This window comes from Lentimicrobium sp. L6 (genome assembly GCF_013166655.1).
GTDB lineage: Bacteria > Bacteroidota > Bacteroidia > Bacteroidales > UBA12170 > UBA12170.
The window spans coordinates 14,161-35,702 of the sequence record NZ_JABKCA010000054.1 but is presented as its reverse complement, the minus strand read 5'-3'; the positions used below and the strand labels follow the sequence as shown (position 1 = coordinate 35,702).

General features: G+C 32.7%; 14 protein-coding genes, 1 tRNA gene and 1 pseudogene. 11 read left to right on the top strand and 5 right to left on the bottom strand.

The window, feature by feature from the left end; translation table 11 throughout:
- Nucleotides 1-119: 119 nt before the first annotated feature.
- The 8 genes from HNS38_RS13830 to HNS38_RS13795 all read left to right on the top strand — a co-directional run bounded on the left by HNS38_RS13830 (nucleotide 120) and on the right by HNS38_RS13795 (nucleotide 9,603).
- Entirely contained in the window at nucleotides 120-1,031 is a 912-nt protein-coding gene (locus tag HNS38_RS13830; protein ID WP_172346618.1) for a peptidase, read from the top strand.
- Nucleotides 1,028-2,425, top strand: coding sequence for a serine hydrolase (locus HNS38_RS13825; RefSeq protein WP_172277805.1), 1,398 nt, complete (start codon nucleotides 1,028-1,030; stop codon nucleotides 2,423-2,425). Before HNS38_RS13830 ends, HNS38_RS13825 begins: the two co-directional genes overlap by 4 nt.
- A gap of 85 nt (nucleotides 2,426-2,510) precedes the next feature.
- Nucleotides 2,511-3,482 (top strand): hypothetical protein, encoded by a 972-nt coding sequence (locus HNS38_RS13820; RefSeq protein WP_172277803.1) that lies wholly within the window; start codon nucleotides 2,511-2,513, stop codon nucleotides 3,480-3,482.
- A 12-nt stretch (nucleotides 3,483-3,494) separates the two neighbouring features.
- Entirely contained in the window at nucleotides 3,495-4,487 is a 993-nt protein-coding gene (locus HNS38_RS13815; protein ID WP_172277801.1) for an alpha/beta fold hydrolase, read from the top strand.
- A 216-nt stretch (nucleotides 4,488-4,703) separates the two neighbouring features.
- Entirely contained in the window at nucleotides 4,704-6,041 is a 1,338-nt protein-coding gene (locus HNS38_RS13810; protein ID WP_172277799.1) for a T9SS type A sorting domain-containing protein, read from the top strand.
- A gap of 50 nt (nucleotides 6,042-6,091) precedes the next feature.
- Entirely contained in the window at nucleotides 6,092-8,095 is a 2,004-nt protein-coding gene (locus tag HNS38_RS13805; RefSeq protein WP_172277797.1) for a M1 family aminopeptidase, read from the top strand.
- A 128-nt stretch (nucleotides 8,096-8,223) separates the two neighbouring features.
- Entirely contained in the window at nucleotides 8,224-9,165 is a 942-nt protein-coding gene (locus tag HNS38_RS13800; RefSeq protein WP_172277795.1) for a hypothetical protein, read from the top strand.
- A gap of 12 nt (nucleotides 9,166-9,177) precedes the next feature.
- Complete coding sequence (locus HNS38_RS13795) at nucleotides 9,178-9,603, top strand: hypothetical protein (RefSeq protein ID WP_172346617.1); 426 nt, start codon at nucleotides 9,178-9,180, stop codon at nucleotides 9,601-9,603.
- A gap of 79 nt (nucleotides 9,604-9,682) precedes the next feature.
- On the opposite strand, the pseudogene HNS38_RS13790 reads toward HNS38_RS13795, so the two are convergent.
- Nucleotides 9,683-10,279: pseudogene (locus HNS38_RS13790) on the bottom strand (IS6 family transposase); the annotation flags it as partial.
- A gap of 771 nt (nucleotides 10,280-11,050) precedes the next feature.
- Between HNS38_RS13790 and HNS38_RS13785 the strand changes: the two are divergent.
- On the top strand, nucleotides 11,051-13,498 hold the full coding sequence (locus HNS38_RS13785) for an outer membrane beta-barrel family protein (protein ID WP_172346616.1): 2,448 nt from the start codon (nucleotides 11,051-11,053) through the stop codon (nucleotides 13,496-13,498).
- Nucleotides 13,499-14,479: 981 nt separating this feature from the next.
- On the opposite strand, the gene HNS38_RS13780 is transcribed toward HNS38_RS13785, so the two are convergent.
- Nucleotides 14,480-14,553, bottom strand: a tRNA-Ala gene (locus HNS38_RS13780).
- 236 nt (nucleotides 14,554-14,789) lie between these two features.
- Here HNS38_RS13780 and HNS38_RS13775 point away from each other — a divergent pair.
- Nucleotides 14,790-16,082 (top strand): adenylosuccinate synthase, encoded by a 1,293-nt coding sequence (locus HNS38_RS13775; protein ID WP_172277774.1) that lies wholly within the window; start codon nucleotides 14,790-14,792, stop codon nucleotides 16,080-16,082.
- A 71-nt stretch (nucleotides 16,083-16,153) separates the two neighbouring features.
- On the opposite strand, the gene HNS38_RS13770 is transcribed toward HNS38_RS13775, so the two are convergent.
- The 3 genes from HNS38_RS13770 to HNS38_RS13760 form a co-directional block, all read right to left on the bottom strand.
- On the bottom strand, nucleotides 16,154-18,118 hold the full coding sequence (locus tag HNS38_RS13770) for a M1 family aminopeptidase (RefSeq protein WP_172277772.1): 1,965 nt from the start codon (nucleotides 18,116-18,118) through the stop codon (nucleotides 16,154-16,156).
- A gap of 165 nt (nucleotides 18,119-18,283) precedes the next feature.
- On the bottom strand, nucleotides 18,284-19,090 hold the full coding sequence (locus HNS38_RS13765) for a zinc ribbon domain-containing protein (RefSeq protein WP_172277770.1): 807 nt from the start codon (nucleotides 19,088-19,090) through the stop codon (nucleotides 18,284-18,286).
- A gap of 21 nt (nucleotides 19,091-19,111) precedes the next feature.
- Nucleotides 19,112-20,209 carry a Nif3-like dinuclear metal center hexameric protein gene (locus HNS38_RS13760; RefSeq protein ID WP_253916228.1) on the bottom strand — a complete coding sequence of 366 codons (1,098 nt, stop codon included), beginning with the start codon at nucleotides 20,207-20,209 and terminating at the stop codon, nucleotides 19,112-19,114.
- Between the two features lie 158 nt (nucleotides 20,210-20,367).
- Between HNS38_RS13760 and lpxK the strand changes: the two genes are divergently transcribed.
- Nucleotides 20,368-21,411, top strand: a complete 1,044-nt coding sequence (gene lpxK / locus HNS38_RS13755) for a tetraacyldisaccharide 4'-kinase (RefSeq protein ID WP_172277768.1) — start codon at nucleotides 20,368-20,370, stop codon at nucleotides 21,409-21,411.
- Nucleotides 21,412-21,542 lie beyond the last annotated feature (131 nt).

Genomic DNA, 21,542 nt, shown 5'->3' with positions numbered 1-21,542 from the left:
TAATTTTGATAAGTTGAAGGAAGGTCAGCCCTATTTTGTAAAAGTATTGACAAAGGAGAGGCTTACTTCATTTTTAACTTGAATATATAATTCAGAGCTTAACTTTAAAGCATATTAATATGAAAATAAAAATCCTATTTATCTCACTTATTGTGCTACTGCTAGTTTCAGTGTATTATAATATTAAACATGATGACATTTGGTATATAAGCTTTCCGAATGCAAATACCAGACCGACTTACAACACATTCCATAATATAAAGGAAGCACAAAAGATAGCCACAGGCAAAGGTATAAAAGTTGGTGTAATTGGGAAATACTTTGGTTATGAGGATAATAAATATCTTTATGCTGGAGGGAAAGATTTTACATGGAATATGGAATCCTTAAATGATATTGCAGAGCATGGACTATGGATGGCAACGACATTGAAAGAGATTGCTCCGGGTGCAGAAGTTTTTGCACTTTGCGCAAGAGAGAATAACAAAGCAAAGGAGGCAAGGAATATATGTGAGGCTATTGATTGGGCAATTGAAAACAAAATTGATATTTTGACTTATTCAGCTGAAGCCTTTAGTGTTGAGAATAGGACTATAATTGATGAAGCAGTACAAAAGGCTATTAATTATAACATTGTCACTACATTTATTCATTATGATTTGCAGGATAATATTCTTCCATATGGCTTTTTACCGAAACTAACAGAACCTTATGAAAGAGAACCTGATGTAAATATTTTTCATTTCGACTATAATCTCATGTTAACTTTTTCTTATAAAAACTTTCTGAAATTAGATAGGAAAGTAGGAAATAATATTGGAGCCTACCCCTATTTTTCAAATTCATCTATGTCTCCAGTCTTAGCTGGCATTATTGCAATGATGAAAGAAATTAATAATGACTTAACTCCAGAAGAATATAAAAAGGTTATGATAGAAACAAGTATGCAAATAGAATACAATGATTATAAAGTGAGGCATGTTGTTGATGCAAATGCAGCAGTCAATTATTTATTAGAGGAGGAATTATGAAAATTAGATTAGTAATAATAATTGTGTTATTATCAATAATATGTGATATTTATTCACAACAAATAAACAGCATCAACAAACTATTTGAAGAGTTCAATAGTATTGACTCACCTGGAGTTGTTGCTGTACTAGTTCAAAATGGAGAAATTAAACACTTGAACGGATATGGTAATGCAAATCTTGAATACGAGATTCCAATTACATCAAAAACCATATTCCATATAGGATCAGTATCAAAACAATTTACAGCTTTTGCTATTCTTCTTTTAGAAAACCAAGGGAAATTATCACTAGATGATTTTATAGGAAAATACTTAAATGATCTCCCAAAGTTTAAGAATAAAATAAAAATTAGACATTTACTGCATCACACTAGCGGATTACGAGAACTTGAAAAATTACAACAAATTGCAGGGATTACATCAGCGGATCAAATTGAGTCGTCATTTCTTTATAAGCTGATTAAAAATCAAAATGATTTAAATTTCGAGCCAGGCGAGGAGTTAGAATACACTAATACTAATTATTTCTTATTGGCAAAAATTGTTGAATATATTTCGGGTGAAAAATTCCGGGATTGGACAAAAGAAAACATCTTTTTGCCATTAGGAATGAATAACTCACAATTCTATGATGATTGCTCAGAAATAGTTAAAAACAGAGCTTATGCCTATGGTGATTGGGATGGAGAATTGTATAAGGGCATATTGAGCTATTCATATGTTGGGCCAACAAGTGTTTTGACAACTGGAGAAGATATGTGCAAATGGTTGATTAATTTTTCGGAAATACAGCTTGGAAATGAAGCGATAATAAAAAAAATGCTTTCAGCAACTGACACATTAAATTCAGGCGAGCACGTAGATTATGGATACGGCTTTGGTATAAGCAACTACAAGGGTTTGAATATAGCTTTACATAGTGGCCATGATGCAAATTACCGGGCAGGTGTAATCTATTTCCCAGAACATAAAACCGGAATAGCTTTATTAGGTAATTATTATTCAATTAGCCCATATAAGTATGGTTTTGATATGGCTGATATAGTTTTGAAAGATTTCATTCAAGAAAAAAAGGAAGAAGACTTGGAGCCTATGAAAAATGAAGAAGTGGAAAATTATCTTCTACCATATAGCCAATTAATTGAATTTGAAGGGAATTATGTTAGTGAAGAATTAGGAGTACAATATGATTTAAATATAACTAATGACACATTAAGAGCTAGCTATTGGAGAAATGAAGAAGTTTTACTCACACCAGCCGATGAAGACCATTTTGAAGGAAACCAATATTGGTTTAATAACATTAGATTTATAAGGGATGATAATAATATAATTATAGGTTTTAAATTATCCTCTGGTAATGTTCGAAATCTAATATTTACAAAAGTATAACTGATTAGAGAGTGTTATAGCATGACAATATATATGTATGTGCTATCCAGCATAAACAATAATTTTTTAAAGTAAAAAAATGAAAATGAGAGTACTAAATTTGATGATCGGAATTCTACTAATTGTAGTAACACTAAATGCTCAAAACCATAGTAACATAGAAGCAGTGATGGATGAAGGACCTGGTAGATATCAAGTCTTAATAGATCAAGATGATACTATTAAAATTCCTTTTAAAATGCACAATGGCAAACCTTTAATGGAAATTGAAATTAATGGTGCAAAAGCAAACCTTATGATTGATAATGGTGTTTTATGGGAGCAGGTATGGCTATTCGGTTCCCCACTTGTTGATGTACTTCAATTAAAACCGATTGATTCAAAAAGTATTAGCGGTTCAGAAAATGAAAGTTCTACACATTTATACGAATCAAAAAATCTCACATTAAAATTCAATGATATCATTTTTTATGAGCAACCTGTTTTAGTTTCGCCTACAGCGGCAGGATTCGCAAGAATGTTCCCCGATGCTGATGGGCAACTGTGTAATACCTTCTTTAAGCACTTTATTGTAGAGTTCGATTTTATTGAGAATGAAATAATCTTACATAACCCAAAAGGATTTATTTATAATGGAAAAGGGAGCACCCTGGACATGCAATTAACCGAAACCGGCACCTATTCTGTTCCCTTTATAATTACCACAAATGATGGGAAGGTTTATAAGGATAGGGCAGATATTGATCTTGGTGGAATCTATCCCTTTAAAGTTGCCTTAAATACATCTCTTGATATTAAAGCTCCTACTGGTTCAAAAAAACGTGATGCTTTTGGTGGAACAGAATACTTTGCGAAAATTGATAATATGACCATCGGAGATTATACATTCGAACATGTAAACGTTGTTTTTGGAGATGAGAAAACCGCCAGAGTACATCCAAAGAATATTGGAATGATTGGCTTGCCGATGTTCATGAAATTCAATATTATCTTCGACTATTTTAACAATATAATTTATATCGAACCCAACGAAAATTTCAATAAACCATTTAATTAGTAAAAATTTAATATGAAAAAAATTAAGAAATTTTTATTATTCATTTTACTAATCCCTTTTTCTCTTCTTATAATCTTGATAGGGTATAGTTTAATAAATGAAGTAATCAAATCCAGAGATGATTTAACCCATTTCCCTGCACCAGGCAAAATGATAGAAGTAAACAATGCAAACATACATATTTACTCAACAGGAGAAAAAAATGACACACTCCCTACTGTTGTTCTTGAAGCTGGGGGAGGGATGTGTTCAGTAGATTGGCAGTTAATTCAGAATGAAGCAACTAGCTTTATTAGAACCTGCTCTTGGGATAGACCTGGCTATGGGTGGAGTGATATTTCTAATAAACCCCGGACATCTTTGGAATCTGCTAAAGAATTGCACGAAGTACTTTTAAAAAATGGCGAAGAGCCACCCTTTCTGTTAATCGGTCATTCATATGGTGGCCATACTATTAGAATATTTGCAAATTTATATCCCAATGAAGTTTATGGGCTTATATTTCTTGACCCTCGTCCAGATAATATGTTGGACTTGCCAGTTCTGAACGAAATTGGAAATGGTCAAACAGAACAACTTAAATTATTTCTATTCCTATCAAAAATAGGAATTACAAGGTTGATAGGAAAGGATATGATACCAGTTTCGTTCCAAGAAAAATTACCAGACTACCCAACTCAAATCTGTTTTCAACCCAAATACTTTAATGCAAATATTAGCGAAGCCGAAAACATTTTATTAAGTGATAAACAAGTCAAACAATTTGGATTTTTAAATACAATTCCTTCTAAAGTGATAAGGCATGGTATTCCTGATATTTTTTCTGGGCTTTTACCACAAGATTCCATAATAGCAGAAGAAGAATGGAAAAAATCACAAGAGAATATTTCAGCTCTATCACTGAATAGTCAAGTTTGGATTGCAGAAAAAAGTGGACACAATATCCATATTGAACAACCAGAAATTGTCATAAAAGCAATAAAAACCTTGTTAAAAAACTTCTAGAAGAATAAAAAAACAAGGTATTATGCTTTGTGACGAAAATAGTATTAAATAAATAAAATAATTAGATACAAATACTTAATATCTGATAGTTACGCTCTCTTAACTACACCAAATCAGAAAAATAACCATTAGAAAAATTTGAAAAAACTAATTATAGATTAGCCCTCAGTTAAAAAAATAAACCAATCATAATTACTATCAATTAAAAAATAAATCATGATCAGAAAAGCACTAATTTTTCCATTTTTAATTACTGGAATTCTTATTTTAGGAACAATAACAAAAGCTCAAAACCTAATGCCAAATGAGATTATTAAAACGAATTTTAAGACAATTACAAAATTTCAAAAACAAGGATGGTCCAATCAACTATATCAACAACCCGATCTACCTAGACTGGTGAAAAAATATACAAATGACAATAATTCTTGGTTGTATATTTACAATACAAATCATACATATGACTACAATAACAATCTAATTTATTCTTTGGAAACTAATGTTCCAGATAATACAAATAGTATAAAAGACTCTCTAATTTATAACTCGCAGGGAAAACTGACTCAAAAAATAACAAATGCTTGGCAAGATGATACGTGGGTAAATTTTCAACGATCAAATATTACATACAATTCCAATGGTTATAAAACATTAGAACTCATTGAAAGTTACAATGTAGATACTTGGGATACTACTTTCTTTGAGGAAATGAACTTTGAGAATAATCAAATCAGCCAATATTATAGCTTTATGGGTCTTATGGGAATGAAAATCGAGGTGCAAATTGATTTCATTTACGATGGTTCAAATGTTCTACAGGAGATGAACTTTTCTACTACTGATTTTGAAACAGGTGAACTCGTCTACTTTCAGAAATTAACTGACCTTACTTTTGAATCTTATACTGGCAATTACGAAGAAGACAAAATAGAAACGGCGGAAATAAACATGTGGAATAACGAATGGGTCTATTTTGGCAGATTCGAAACAGCCTATGATGATTTGGGAGGCTATGAAAGGTTATATGAAATTTACGACGGATCAGCATATGAAAATTTTCAGCTGGAAACAGAAACTTATGATGAATACCTGAATCTAGTTGAATCCAAAATAGAAATCTGGGAAAATAATTCATGGATTATGGATACTGGAGAAAAGAATACACTGGAATACGAAAACAACAATCTTGTGCAACGTATTATACAAACTTGGAATATGGACAGTAATTCCTATATCGATATGAATATGGAAGAATACGAAGATTTTCTTATTACAAGTAATTCAACTCTATTCAATCAGGAAGCAAACTTTAAATTCCAAGTGTTTCCAAATCCAGCAATTGAGAATGTATATGTCATCTTTGAGAAAATCACTCTATCTAAAATGAGAATTGAACTTTTTGATAATCTTGGAAGATCACAACTGAAAAAAACCTTTTCTACAAAAACTAATAGTTTCGAGTTGGATTTGAAAAGCCTAAAAAAGGGATCTTACCTACTTAAAATTACAACACCTTTTTCCACTCAAACCAAGAAACTGATCATTTCAAAGTAAGTAGAAATTGTTCTAGGAAATAAATACAAATAACAAAATAATTTGAAACCATGAAAACAAATCATTATTACAATTTATTTGCAATGGTAGTATTCTTGTTAGTTTTATTTCAAAACGAGAGAATATTTAGCCAGGAAACTTACTATGTACCAAACATCATACCTAAGACAATCTATTCAATGGATCTTGATTTCGATTTCCAATCAGGTATTTTAACTGGTCAAGGCAAGTTGGAGTTTAAAAATGATGGCAAACGAGCCATTCATATAATTGCATTTGACTATGCTATAAATGATCACCAGTTAATACAATTAAGACAGGATGGATCAGAGTTGAAAACCCTTAGCAACGATGGCAAAAAGAGCTTAAATAATCCTGTCTATTTTATCCTTGATAAACCTATAGATGTAAATGATTCGATAAGTTTGAAGGTGCATTTTAAGCGTCGTTTGTATACCGATATAAATCCAGATGAATTTCAACATCAGAATCTTATTCCGCGTTTATGGTGGGATGGTATCCCTAAATCAGAGGCATACAAGATAAAATTGAATAAATTACCCGATTATAAAATTGCTGTTAGCGGTAGATATAATAAGACTTCAGGCTATTATGAAAACGATAATACAAAGAACTTTGGATTCTTCTTTTCGAAAAAATGCCAGGTTCTTGAAGAAAAAGTAAATGGTGTCTTAGTCCGGGTTATATATCCAGAAAACGGATTGCTTGTGGCAGAACTTGCACTACAATCTGCCAGAGAGGTCATTCCTTTTTATATAGAGTTATGTGGCATATATCCGTATTCATTTTTGAATATTATCCCAGGGGGCTCAGGCATTTGGGGAGGTTACCCTTTTGCATCAGGTATGGTGGTAATTCATGGAATGCAGTTTTTTAACAAAGCATCCGAAAGGCACTGGCGATGGATCACAGCTCATGAAATTGGTCATCAATACTGGGGAGAATATGTTCTAGATGGTGATGATCCATCATGGATCTGGATAGCATTGGGCATCTATGCCGATCGGGAATTTTCACAATATATTGGATTAAGTGATCTCAGGCATCGTGGATGGGCAGAGCAATATTTGCAGGGTATTAGAAAAGGCTATAATACTATTTTTGATCTTCGGCCTGAAGAGGAATTAGAGTTGAAATTCGATAGAAATAATTATGTTATCCATTCCAAAGGCTTTGCTTTTATCAGTGCATTGGAAATGGCTTTGGGAAAGGAAACATTTCAAGAAGCATATAAAGATGCTCTAAAGGATTTCGGTGGAAAACAAATGGGATACAAAGAATTCCAAAAAATATGCGAAAGACAAAGCGGTGAAAAGTTAGATTGGTTTTTTGATCCCTGGGTACGAAGCAATAATTATATTTCAGTAATTATTGGTGATACTAAATGGGAAAAGAAGGAAGAAACCTATTTCTCGACGGTAAGTGTCTATAATGAAGGTGATATGATAATGCCTATCCCAATATATGCTAGCTTCACGGATGGTTCATTTCAAGTAAAAATGAGCAACCGATTATCTCGAAAATGTTTAGTTGAATTTAAAAGTAGTAGCCCAATAGTTGGAGCTACAATTGACCCTAGTGGTTATCTTGCCAACATTGTAAGTCCACCAGAACCAAGAATCGAAAAAGTAATTTCAGATATTCAATCCCTATCCTACATTGGAGCAGGTGAAAAAGCTTATCGTGTATTCCGAAATGCTTGTTTATTGGAAAAAGAAGATATAGGGCAGCATTGGTATCAATTAGGAATGACATTATTTGATGGAGGTTATTATTCTCAATCTGAATATGCATTTAGAAATGCTTCTTTATATGACCAAAAAGAAAATCAGTTTATCTCCTATTGTTGGTTAGGACATTTGCAGGACATCCAAAATAATCGATCAGCAGCGATAGCTAGTTATAAAAAGGCGCTTGAAATTTGGGATGAAGATTCCTATACGAATCCTCAATACAATATAAAAATTGATAAAAATTGGGTGGAAGAACGATTGGTTATTCCTTTTTCATTAGGTGAACCATTAAAATGGTAGGGAACTAGAAAGAAAAGCATGAAGCTTTTATCTATTTCAGGTTACACAAAACAGTGCAAATATTTATTGTAATTTATTCAGCTAAATCTTAACAATATTGAAAATCTAACAGATTAAATACTACTAATATGGATCAAAAAAAAATGAATATAAAAGGATTTTTAAGTTTAATAGCAATAGGTATATTATTATTACTGTTATTTTATACATTTTTCATTATTGGAACAATTGCAATTTCTGGGATGTTACCTGATAATAATTCAGAACCGGGGCTAGTCAGTGAAAACATCGGGTTTTTATTTTTCGGCATAATCAATATGTCTCTTGTGATCGGTTTAATTCTTACTTCACGATGGAATGGATGGAAATTAGCCCTCCTAATGGGGACAGCATATTACGGTGCAGTAACATTTTTAACCCAAATTGAAACTTGGTATTTCATGTCAAATGTTACATTTGACCCAAAACTATTACCTCATCTATTCATAATGGGTTTACCAATAGCTTTTATATATATACCACTAGTAATTTTGATCCTTGGTAAAGGTAAAAACAAAAAAATTGCAGAAACTAAGTCACTAGCAATTATTCCTGTCAAACAATGGATATGGAAATTAACTATTATAGCAATTATATATATATTATTGTACTGGAGTGCGGGATACTTTATTGCCTGGCAGAATGCAGATTTACGCGCTTTCTATGGAAGTCCAGGGGATATCCTACCATTCTGGGAACATACTGCAGCGACTCTTAAGAGTAATGCTGGGTTGATCCCGTTTCAAGCAATACGTGCTATTTTATGGACTCTATGCGCACTTCCAATTATACGTGGCTCTAATGTTAATAAATGGTGGACGGCAATTCTTGTAGGTCTCTTATTTACTATACCTCAAATGTCAGGTCTGATTTTAGAAAACCCATTAATGCCAATAGCTAGTGTACGTCTGAGTCACATTCTTGAAGGGCTTTCAACTAATTTTATATTTGGAATGATTATAGTTTGGTTACTAAATCGAAGACATAATTCAATTAATGATTTGTTAGGAATTAATAATAAAAATCAATAAAATGAAGAAATAATGGATCACATTGTATATTTAGACTATAAAGATAATGAACTACATCATTTATTAGCAGGTGAAAAAACAATGATTATAAGAGGTGCTATGGGTCGGAAATATCCTTATGGAGAATTAAACATAAATGATGTCTTGTATTTCACCGTGAACGATGGTTCTCAAATAGTACGTTCAAAAGCATTAATTCAAAGATTTACATATTCAGATAAGCTATCCAAAGATGAATCTATGGCTCTTGTCCTTAAAAATCAAAAAGCGCTATGTTTAAAATCAAGGCTTTTAAATAGATTTGGAGGAAAAAGGTATATAGTGTTAATTGAGATTAAGGGTTTCATAGTAATTGACCCATTTAAGTTTACTAGATCTGCTTTTGGCAACATGGATGATTGGCTCCCTGTGGGCAATATTGAAGAAGTTAAAATTTGATTTATATTTTTAATACAGTACAGCCGGGTTCTGCGGTTCTGTCGCATTAATCCGACTCAATTTAAAAAATTAAATATATTTAAATATTATACAGCAAAAGAATTAAATGTTCTGAAAGCAGTATCCTTGGGTTTTTCTTTCTGATTCTTTCTAATGATACTATGGTTTCTATTCCTGCTAGTGTTCTTTGGGCTGACTCGAATTCTTTAAATCCAGTATTGATGGCTATTCTCCTCTTGATATTCCGATAATTTTGCTCTACAATATTGTTTAAATATTTACATTGTCGCCATCTAATTTCCTTGAAATTCCGTTTATTATATGTCCTAATCCCTTCCTTATTTGCTCCACTTTTATCGAAATTTATAACCCTTGGTTTTCTATTATTGCCAATGGCATTATTCAAGAATTTCTGAGCTGATCCCTTCATACTTCGTTTGGTTAGTAGGAAGTCTATGGTATCCCCATATTTATCTACAGCCTTATATAGGTAACGATCTTTACCACCAACCTTAATGTAGGTTTCATCCATCCTCCAGCTATTACAAACCTTTCGTTTCCTTCGATGCATATTTCCTTCAATCATTGGAGAAAATTTAAAAACCCATCTTTGAATGTTAGAGTGATCTGCTCTAATTCCTATTATGGAAAGAAATTCCTCTACATCTCTATAACTTAAAGTGAATCTTCATTTGAGATAAACTGCTGGAAGTATAATAATTCTTGGATATCGGTGGTGCTTGAACATCAATTATGGTTTTGTTGGTGGATAAAAATAGAAATTATTTTACTTTGGGTAATTAATGCGGCAGAACCAAATTACGAACGTATAGATGAGCTTATTCTCAATGTGAACATCTAACGCGATATCTTGGTCAGAATGGAAAAAGTATATCAAGTACATAAAGCATGATCATCAAATGAAGTAGATCAAAAATTTAGAATCAAATATAAAACAATGCTAATTGTTTATGAATTAAATTGGGACAAAACAGTTAAAAATGATGAATTCAATTTATTCCTTTGCCACCTTAATTTAGATGTAATATTGAATTATTAAGCAATAATTCTTTTAGTGATTATTTAAACAATATGACTAGAGAAAGAACATTCTCAGATGAAGCTACAGATAAGTATCATTTAATGATTACTTGAACCAACCTGAACGCAGGGATAGGTTTATGGAGAAATAGTGGGGATTTAACATCTAATTAATGTTTTAGTTTGATCATGAAATTAGAAATGATATTGATCTGGAGTGATTAAGTCGAATGCATGGTAGAATATGTGAACAAGTGAATTCCTTTTAATATCTTGTTTCATTGCTGAACGACATTTGTTTATCGAAAATATTTGTTGATAATAAATAATGGCCAGACTTTTACATTTATAATAGGTAATATACCATTTTGATGATATTAATTTATAAATATTTTAAAAACATTTCATGAAAAAAACGATATTAATTTCTTTATTATTTATTATTCTTTACTCACTTAATGCCCAAAAAGATAGCCTCGCTTTTCAAGTTAAAGGGAGAATTATTGACTCGATAAACAACGAAAGCGTACCTTTCTCTACAATTTCGATTTATAAACTTCCCGAAAAAACTGTTGTTAAACGACTGGCAGCTGATATGAATGGCAAATTCAATTTTATTATTGATTCCGCGGCTTCATATACTATGATAATTAGCTCCATAGGTTTTTCTCCTTATGAGATGGAACTTCTTCTAATTAGAGGTGAAAATGAAATCGACTTAGGAAAGATTCTAGTTTCGGGGGCGGCAACAGAATTAGACGGTGTTGAAATAGTGGCACAAAAGCAACTCATAAAATTGGAAGCCAATAAGGTGATTTACAACGTTGAAGTTGATCCGGATGCGCATGCATCAACGGCTCTGGAGATGCTACGCAATGTACCATTTCTATCTATAGATGGTGAAGACAATGTTTTGCTGAAAGGAGCAAGTAATTTCAAGGTTTATTTAAATGGTAAGCTTTCAATTATGCTAACTCGAAATCCTAAAGAGATATTAAAATCAATCCCTGCGAGCAATATTAAACGAGTAGAGGTAATTACTTCACCTGGTGCAAAATATGATGCTGAAGGGATTGGTGGCATTATCGATATTGTCACTTATAAGAGGATGATTTTTGGAACTTTTGGTTCTGTTAACGTAGGAGTAGACAATTTAGGTCGTATAAATTGCGGGGCAACATTTTCAACATCTTTGGGCAAACTTGTTTTCTCACTTAATTTTGGTGGAACCCATTTTAACAATAATCGAACTAAGAATCGCATAGAATCAAAAAGAGAGAATTACAATATTCATGATGCGCATACGATAAATACTTTTGGAGAATCTGAATTTGAATCGATTTTTGGATGGGGAAATGGTAATTTTAGTTATGAAATAGATTCTTTAAACTTAATAAGTGCATCATTCAGTTTTTTTGCTGGCGATTGGAATAGTAAAGATGAGATTTTTAAGTCTATATATAATTCTGAAAATGAATTATACCAATCCTTTAATATGAATAATCCAAGCAATAATACATGGAAACAACCATCAGGAAATATTGATTATCAAAGAATTGCTAAAAGGAATAAAGAGGAGGTCTTAACTCTATCATATAAACTGGAAAACAGCCCTGAAAAACAAATACAGAAACAAACGATAGACTCTGTGTATAATTATAATACCGAAAAAAGAAATTTCTATAGTAAAGAACGTAGCACTGAACATACATTTCAAGCCGATTATGTTTATCCTGTTTTAACATCACACAAGATTGAATTAGGTTCAAAGTACATCAGGAGAATTAATAAAAGTATCGATAGCGCTCAGGTATTTAATTTGGAATCTGATAATTACGAACCAGATACAAGTCAATATTCTGATTTTAAGCATAATCAGGAGATCATTGCTGCATATATTGCTTTTCAAGGTAAGATTAATAAGTTTGGGTTTATAGGAGGACTACGCTGTGAGAGAGCTTGCACAAAAGGTATAGTTTTGTCAGACAAAAATCCTTCATTTGACAACACTAGTTTTGAGTTCGTTCCATCTTGTAGTTTTAGTTTTCAGTACAGTCAGAGAAGCAGCTTTCAATTATCATATTCGAAACGTATACAGCGGCCTAGTATTTGGTATTTAAACCCATACGTTGATGATTCGAATCCCCAATCAATTAGATATGGAAACCCATTCCTTGATCCTGAACATTATCATTCCATTGAATTTAACCATAACCAATTCATGAAGTCGGGGAATATTAATTTTGGAGTTTCATACTCATTTACTAATAATGGTATAGATAGATTATCATGGGTTGAAAATGATATACTATATTCAACATATGAAAATATTGTAACCAAGAAAACATATTACATTTCCGCAAATTTAAATTTTAGAATTAGAAGCAACTTTAACTTTAATGCTAATCTTGGAGCAAATTATAGTGATATAACAAACAATGACAACACTAGTCAGGGTAATTCAGGATGGGGGAACTCATTTTATTTGAGAGGACAATATGAGTTTAAAACAACTTACAAATTGTCATTCTATGGAGGATACAATACTCCTTCGGTTAGATTGCAAAGTGAAATGTCATCATTCAAATATTATGGGGTTTCGATTAAAAAGGAGTTTTATGATGGAAAGTTTAGTATTTCTGCTGGAGCTAATAACTTTTTGGAGAAAGAAATGACATTTAATAGTACAATGAGTAATGAAGATTTCTACTTTCAAAGTTACTACTTCAGACCTAATAGGAGTTTTTCAATAAATATTTATTACAAATTTGGTAAAATGACCAAGAGTGTAAGGAAGACTAAAAGGGGCATAATAAATGATGATGTGAAAGAGGGGGAGAAGGAAAATAATTAGAATGCCTGGTTCTGTAGCATTAATCCTACGTCAAATTAAAAATGAAATATAATTAAATACTATGAATCTGTCGCATTAATTCAAACGAATTCTAAAAATCAAATATAATTAAATATTATACGGCTAAAGAGTAAAATGTTTTGAAAGTAGTAGCCTTGGGATTTTCTATCTGATTCTTTCTTATGGTATTTACGGTTTCTATTCCTGCTAGTTTCTTTGGGCTGATTCGAATTCTTTAAATCCTGTATTTATAGCTATTCTTCTCTTGATATTCCGATGGTTCAGATAAAAATTTCAAAAAAGTCAATATTGACAAAATTAAATCAGTGTGGAAAAAACGCTGAAGTTGACCACCCTTGGCCGATTTAAACTGACCACCCCAGGCCGGACTAAAGTGACCATGTTCGCCGGAGCAAACTGACCACCCTAAAAAAGAACACTCACCTACCCTGCTTAATCCTGCATTTGAGTTGCTATAGGAGCTAGGGAACAAATAAACAAATTAATTTGAATAACTAATTGATAATGTAATGAAAACTTTTCTCGGTGAAACTGAGGGGTGGTCAATCAGATTGGCACAGGGTGATCAATGTGACTGGCTTTTCCACTTTGAGTTTTCAATCTGATTCTTTCTAATGATATTTATAATTTGTATTCCTGTTAACTTCTTTGAGCTGACTCGAATCCTTTAAACTCCGTATTTATCACTATTCTTCGTATCATATTCCGATGGCCTATGAACACGATTTATCAAATCTAAAGAAGTCAATATTGACAAAAATAAAAGCCCCACTTATCAGTGAGGCTCAACTTCCTTAATAAGGTATATTAGAATTTTCAAAAGATTGTTTCTATGGGGGAAGATAAATCTTTCGGTTATTTGGTTTCAATTTTTTCAAAAAGGGCACTCCAGAAGGGCACTCCAGAAAATAAAAAAAGGCTTCGCAATTCGCAAAGCCTTGACAATCTGTATTTTACAAGTGGAGAATAGCGGAATCGAACCGCTGACCTTTTGACTGCCAGTCAAACGCTCTAGCCAACTGAGCTAATCCCCCAATACAATATGAACTTATTTAGACTAAAATTCTAAATATTGCGAGTGCAAAAATAAGCAATAATCCAATCTAGTCAAGTATTTTTAGAAATTTATTATTTCATGCATTTTTTTTGCATAGTTCGCTGCAATTAAATGTATCTTTGTCAAGTTAATAAAACAAGAAAAGCAATATTCTGGGGACGAAATTGCTTTCTTTATTTATAGATATTTTGATCATAAAAACAGCATATTAAAATGAAGGTTGATGTATTATTAGGGCTTCAATGGGGAGACGAAGGAAAAGGGAAAATTGTTGATGTTTTTACACCAGACTATGATATCATTGCACGATTTCAAGGCGGACCAAATGCTGGTCACACCTTAGAGTTCAATGGTGAAAAACACGTTTTACATACTATTCCATCAGGAATCTTTCATGAAACCACCAAAAATATTATTGGAAACGGGGTCATTATAGACCCTTATATTTTTGATAAAGAGATTCAAAAATTAAGACTATCGAATGTAAAACCTGAGAAAAACCTTTTTGTTTCTAAAAAGGCTCATTTAATTCTTCCTTCTCATAGGTTATTAGATGCTGTTTATGAAAAATCGAAAGGTGCATTAAAAATTGGTTCTACCTTAAAAGGTATTGGCCCTTGTTATACCGACAAAATTAGCCGTACTGGTTTAAGAGTTGGTGATTTGACTTGTGGTAACTTCCAAGAAAAATACAACAAGAAGAGAGAACAGCATTTAACGATTGTTGAAAGCTATAAATTTGATACTAATGAGTTTTTAATCGATGGGTTGCCTTTCCCAGAATATGAAGAAAAGTGGATGGCTACGACTGAGACTCTTAAAGCTATGAATTTAATAGATTCGGAGCATTATATTAATAAGGCATTGAAGAATGGTGAACGAGTTTTAGCAGAAGGCGCTCAAGGTACTATGCTAGATGTGGAGTTTGGTTCTTATCCATTTGTTACTTCTAGTAATACTATTGCCAGCAGCGTTTGTTCTGGATTAGGTATTGCGCCTCAAAAAATTGGTCGAGTTTATGGAGTTTTTAAAGCTTATTGTACCAGAGTGGGCAGCGGCCCCTTCCCTACTGAACTTTTCGATGCCGATGGAGAAGCCTTAAGAGATAATGGTCATGAGTTTGGAAGTACTACTGGTAGAGCTCGCCGTTGTGGCTGGTTAGACTTGCCTGCACTTAAATATGCCATTATGCTGAATGGCGTTACTGATTTGGTGATTACAAAGGCTGATGTGATGGATGATTTTGACCATATCAAAGTAGGAGAAAAATACATCTATGGAGAAGAAGAATTAGACTACTTCCCATTCGAAATTAATGATGACAATTTAAAGCCTGAATATTCTATTCACAAAGGCTGGAAACAAGACATCACCAAAGTTGAGAAGATAGAAGATATCCCTGAAGAGTTAATGACCTACATAGCTTTTGTTGAGAAAGAAACAGAAGTACCTGTGACTATCGTTTCTGTTGGACCAGATCGAACTCAAACTATTATTAGAGAATAAGTTCTCGTAATAAGACATAAAAAAATCCCGAATTCAATTGAATTCGGGATTTTTTGTGTTTAATTGAAACACTATCGCTTCAACACTTTTCGTGTTACTATGGATTGACCATCATTAACACTTACTAAATAAGTTCCTGCTGGCAAGTCAGCTACATCCATACTCAAATTGCTTGTAGTACTCATATGCTGAATCTCTCGTCCGCTTAAATCTAAAAGACTGATTTCTTTAACCTGATTAGACTCCTCATTAAATAAAATCTGTAATTCATCTTTTACAGGGTTCGGACCAACAACTAAACCAAGTTCATTTTGCAATTCCGAAGTTCCTACTGTAACAGAACCTACCTTATTGATAATCCAATTATCAGGATCTACGACAACTTGAATGACTGGCTGAGAAATTTCTGTTTGATAAGAGACAAGGTTACTGGTGATAGGAATCTTTATAATAGTATCTTGTCCGGCTCCAAAATTTAATTTCACTTCTAATGGTAAATCAAAGTATGGAGTTGAAAAAGAAGCAGAGGCAGTATGACTTATTGTTAAATGCATACCTGCATCATTATAATAATATTCAACACTATAAGTTGGATATCCTTCTCCAAAATACCACTGCTCAAAATAAGAATCTAAATCTACTCCTGTAAATTCAGATACAGAATTTTTAAAATCGATTCCTGATGCTATTTGGTCTGTGTATTGTTCTGTATAGTCCTGAAGTGCTCCAAAGAAAAGTTCATCATCATCAATTAAATAGCGAAGAGAATGAATAATAGCCGCTCCTTTTTTATAGGTTAAACGACCATCAAATATACGCCATTCATTGCCATAATACACTTCGTTTTCTGGTACATAAACACTTCCATTTGGCTGTTGCATAATATTATTATGTGCTGAGCTCATCCAGGAATTAGCAGTTCCTTGACTATTCAGATATTGGTCTCCCAAATACTCTGAATAACTTGCGAATCCCTCATTAATCCAAATATCACTCCAAGTTGCACAAGTAATATTATCTCCATACCATTGGTGTGCCATTTCATGAGTATTCAAGCCAAACTCAAAACTTCCAATAGTCGTCATGGTTTGATGCTCCATACCTCCACCTATTTCAGCTAAACAATTTCCATACTTTTCTTCATGGAAGGGATACAAACCATAAAGCTCAGATAAAAGCTCCATAATCTCGGATGATCTATTAATATTATTCTGATTATTGGGCAAACAATTTGGATGATCATAAATAAAATTCTGTATTAACACGGAATCACCATCTAATTGAATAGGTTTAGCATACACATTATACTCTTGATATTCAGAAACTGAAAATGACATTAAATAATACGAAATTGGATAGTTTGTTTTCCATTTATATGTTTTTGTCAAGCCTCCATTTTCTATTACCTCGGTCAAAAGGCCATTTGTTCCTACCATTTCCGAACTTGAACAAGTATAGTCTTGGTAAACTGAATCAATTTTATCATTAAGATTTTGACGTACTGGCCACCAGTCACGGGCAGAAAAAGGTTCAGATAAAGTCCAGGTCACATATTTACCATAGGAATTATTATATTCTGAGGAAATACCACTGAAGAAACCTCCTCCAGAAGAAGAATCTCCGTGATAATAAGTGATCAAATCAATATCATCACCTTCTACCATTTCTTCAACCACCAAAAATATTTCGGAATCTACAAAAGTTGGACTAACCAACTCACCATTAAAGCGCATAGAATCTATGGTTAAGGCTTCGTTTAATTCTAAATAAATAGTGTCTAAATTTGGAGATGAAACTTTGGCAAGCATATGAGCAGAACCTCCAACAGCAGTACTGGTACTTTCTACGTTTAAATCCAGATGCACAAAATGCATATCGTACAGATCTGCTACATGAGTAACATCATTGGTCGATTTAAAGCTTTGTTCAAAATGATGTTGGTGACTACATTTTTGATCAATATTCTGGTTATACGGAACCTGGGCAAAGGAGAACATAGCCAATGCCGTCAAAACAAATAGTAAAGATTTTTTCATGGATGTTGTGTGTAAAATTTATGGCCTAAAGATACAAGAATTGACAGTGTCATTTACTAAAAATATGTTAAGCAAATGGTTTTCGGCAACGATAAGAATTTCTTAGGCAAGAAAAATGCTGTCAAAACAAAGTTCAACAGCATTATATATTTTAAAATGAATCTATTATAATTGTATAGACTCAGCTAAATCAAAATCAATTAAGATACGTCCACAATACTCACAAACGATAATCTTTTTACTCATTTTAATTTCCATTTGATGTTGAGGTGGGATTTTATTATAACATCCACCGCAAGAATCTCTTTCAATTGGAACAACAGAAAGTCCATTACGAGCATTTCCACGAATTCTCTTATAAGCTTTTAAAAGTCTGGGGTCAATGATTTCTTCAAACTTCTCTGACTTAATCATTAGTTCTTCTTCTTCAACACGAGTTTCCTTAATAATATCGTCAAGCTCTGATTTTTTTACTTCTAAATCAGTACGACGTTCGGTAAGCTTAGCAGAAGCCTGCTCAATACTGGCTTTTTTCGAATCTAATTCAACAGTAAACTCTTTAATTCTTTTCTCTGCCAATTGGATTTCAAGATTCTGAAATTCCATCTCTTTAGACAAACTATCATATTCACGATTATTGCGAACATTCATTTGCTGTTCTTCATACTTCTTGATTAGCGCTTGGCTATCTACAATAGCACCGTTTTTCTCAGAGATTAGTCTTTCTAAATCCTCAGTTTCTTGAACAAATTTATCAACACGAGTTTCTAAACCTGCTATCTCATCCTCTAAATCTTCAACCTCTAAAGGAAGTTCACCTCTTACAATTTTAATCTTGTCAACTTGCGAATCAATTAATTGTAATGAATACAAAGCGGTAAGTCTTTGTTCATTCTTAATTTCTTCCTCAGTTTTGGTATGTTGAATTACAACTGGTTCTTCAACTTCAACTACCTTTTTTTTCCTTGCCATATGATAATGTTTATTCTATTGCTAAAAGTAATTTATCGGATTTGTCTGATGCTCCGAAATTTGGACTGCAAATTTAGGAAAATTTTCAATAAGAAAATCAGCTATCAAAACTTTAGTAAATTGTTCACTTTCATAATGCCCAATATCAGCAATTATAAATTGCTCATTGGCTTCAAAAAACTCATGATATTTAATGTCCCCACTGATATATATATCGGCATGTGAAGCCTTTGCCGCACCAATTAAAAAGCTCCCTGAACCACCACATAGCGCCACTTTCTTAATTGGTTTTTGCCTTAAAGAAGTATGCCTAACACAACCAACATCCATTTTTTCTTTTAATAAAGATAAAAATACCCCCTCTTCCATTTCTTCTGGTAATTCACCAATAATCCCTGCACCTATACTATCATTTTTATTTTCTAATTGATAAATATCATAAGCTACTTCTTCGTATGGATGGCTTTTTAATAGTGCCGAAATCACTTCCCCTTGTATATGTGCCGGAAAAATGGTTTCAAATTTCACCTCTGCTTCATCATGTAACTGACCTACTTTTCCAACAAAAGGATTACTGTTTTTATTTCCTTTGAAAGTTCCTGTTCCTTCTGTACCAAAACTACAATTCTCATAATTACCAATATGGCCAGCTCCAGCTTGAAAAATAGCTTGTCTTACCTCTTCTAAATGTAACTTAGGAATATACACAGCTAGCTTTTTCAGTGATCCTTTTTGAGAAAGTAATATCTTGAAATTCTGAATCCCTAATTTTTCGGCAATCTTTGCATTTACTCCATGCATAACATTATCAAGATTGGTATGAATCGCCATAATAGCAATATCGTGTTTAATAGCCTTCATCACCACTCGTTCTTCTGGAGTTTTACCTGTCAAACTTTTTAAACCCTTAAATATTACAGGGTGATGACTAATAATTAAGTCAAAATCTCCTTGAATAGCCTCCTCAATGATTTCTTCTGTTATATCTAAACTTATCAAGATCTTTTCAATTTCTTGGCTTGGATCTCCAACTAACAAGCCGGAATTATCATAGGATTCTTGCAATGTAAAAGGGGCCCACCTATTGAGAGCTCCAAGTAACTGGTTTAATTTCATCATATTTATCTATAAAAAACGCGAAGACTTTAACATCACAAAGGTATGGTTTTGAATCTTTTTTATGTCTTAATTTTTATAAAAAATATAAGAAGAACTTTTCTTATAAAATCACGTATAAAAAACTTGAGATCCGTAATACTTAAACTTAAATTTGTGATGTGTTTATCTTAAGAATCTTGCTTTTACCACTATCCCTAATTTATGGGACAATCACCTTCATTCGAAATTTACTTTTCGATTGGGGTGTATTTCGTGTGACAAAACATCAGGTTCCTATTATCTCGGTTGGAAATTTAAGTATGGGAGGAACTGGAAAAACTCCACATGTTGAGTTTCTCATTTCTCAACTTAATGACAAATATCAATTAGCAACACTTTCAAGAGGCTATGGCAGAAAAACAAAAGGTTATGTCATTGCCAATTCCGAATCAGATGCCAATACCATAGGGGACGAACCTTTGCAATATTATCATAAATTTGAAAATATCAAAGTGGCAGTAGATGGGAATAGAAACAGAGGAGCTAAAAAACTTTTGCAAACCCATCCGGAAACAGAACTTTTGATTTTGGATGATGCTTATCAGCACAGATTTATCCACCGCGATCTCAATATCATGCTCTCTGATTTTCATAATGTTTATAAGATAGACCATGTAGTTCCTAGCGGTCAATTGAGAGAATTTAGAAGAGGTGCAAAAAGAGCAGATATTATTGTAATCACTAAAACCCCTGTTGTTTTATCACCAATTACCCGCAGAAGATTCGAAGATGAACTCAAACTTAAAGACCATCAAAAACTCCTATTCTCCAAAATAGAATATGATGGTTTCATAAGTTTTAATCAAGGTAATAAACTCAAGAAGGAGCCAACAGTATCTACTATTCTATTATTTGAAGGAATTGCAAACTCCTACCCGCTTCAAGATTACTTAAAAAGGTTTTGTAACGAACTCATTGTTTTAAGTTTTGCCGATCATCATAATTATACTAAAAAAGATATTGAACTCATTCACAAAACATACACCGATGTTTTTAGTAAAAACAAACTCATTGTAACAACCGAAAAAGATGCTCAAAGACTATCCACTTCGGAACATAAAGATGTACTAAAATCATGTCCCCTTTTCTATATCCCTATCCATGTGGTCTTCCATAATGGGGATGAAAAAGTGCTAATGGATAGCATACAGAATATTTTTTAATCTTTTTACTACTCCTTTAATTTTTGTTTTTCAATACCTTACACAACATCTAGTGCGTCATATCCAAATATTTTAGTACTTTGTATTGCATAGTACTGTGTTTTTATACTATCTTTGCATCGCATAGTATT

Coding starts and splice junctions, on each gene's coding strand:
- HNS38_RS13830 (WP_172346618.1), top strand. CDS start 120: ATGAAAATAAAAATCCTATTTATCTCACTTATTGTGCTACTGCTAGTT.
- HNS38_RS13825 (WP_172277805.1), top strand. CDS start 1,028: ATGAAAATTAGATTAGTAATAATAATTGTGTTATTATCAATAATATGT.
- HNS38_RS13820 (WP_172277803.1), top strand. CDS start 2,511: ATGAGAGTACTAAATTTGATGATCGGAATTCTACTAATTGTAGTAACA.
- HNS38_RS13815 (WP_172277801.1), top strand. CDS start 3,495: ATGAAAAAAATTAAGAAATTTTTATTATTCATTTTACTAATCCCTTTT.
- HNS38_RS13810 (WP_172277799.1), top strand. CDS start 4,704: ATGATCAGAAAAGCACTAATTTTTCCATTTTTAATTACTGGAATTCTT.
- HNS38_RS13805 (WP_172277797.1), top strand. CDS start 6,092: ATGAAAACAAATCATTATTACAATTTATTTGCAATGGTAGTATTCTTG.
- HNS38_RS13800 (WP_172277795.1), top strand. CDS start 8,224: ATGGATCAAAAAAAAATGAATATAAAAGGATTTTTAAGTTTAATAGCA.
- HNS38_RS13795 (WP_172346617.1), top strand. CDS start 9,178: ATGGATCACATTGTATATTTAGACTATAAAGATAATGAACTACATCAT.
- HNS38_RS13785 (WP_172346616.1), top strand. CDS start 11,051: ATGAAAAAAACGATATTAATTTCTTTATTATTTATTATTCTTTACTCA.
- HNS38_RS13775 (WP_172277774.1), top strand. CDS start 14,790: ATGAAGGTTGATGTATTATTAGGGCTTCAATGGGGAGACGAAGGAAAA.
- HNS38_RS13770 (WP_172277772.1), bottom strand. CDS start 18,118: ATGAAAAAATCTTTACTATTTGTTTTGACGGCATTGGCTATGTTCTCC.
- HNS38_RS13765 (WP_172277770.1), bottom strand. CDS start 19,090: ATGGCAAGGAAAAAAAAGGTAGTTGAAGTTGAAGAACCAGTTGTAATT.
- HNS38_RS13760 (WP_253916228.1), bottom strand. CDS start 20,209: ATGATGAAATTAAACCAGTTACTTGGAGCTCTCAATAGGTGGGCCCCT.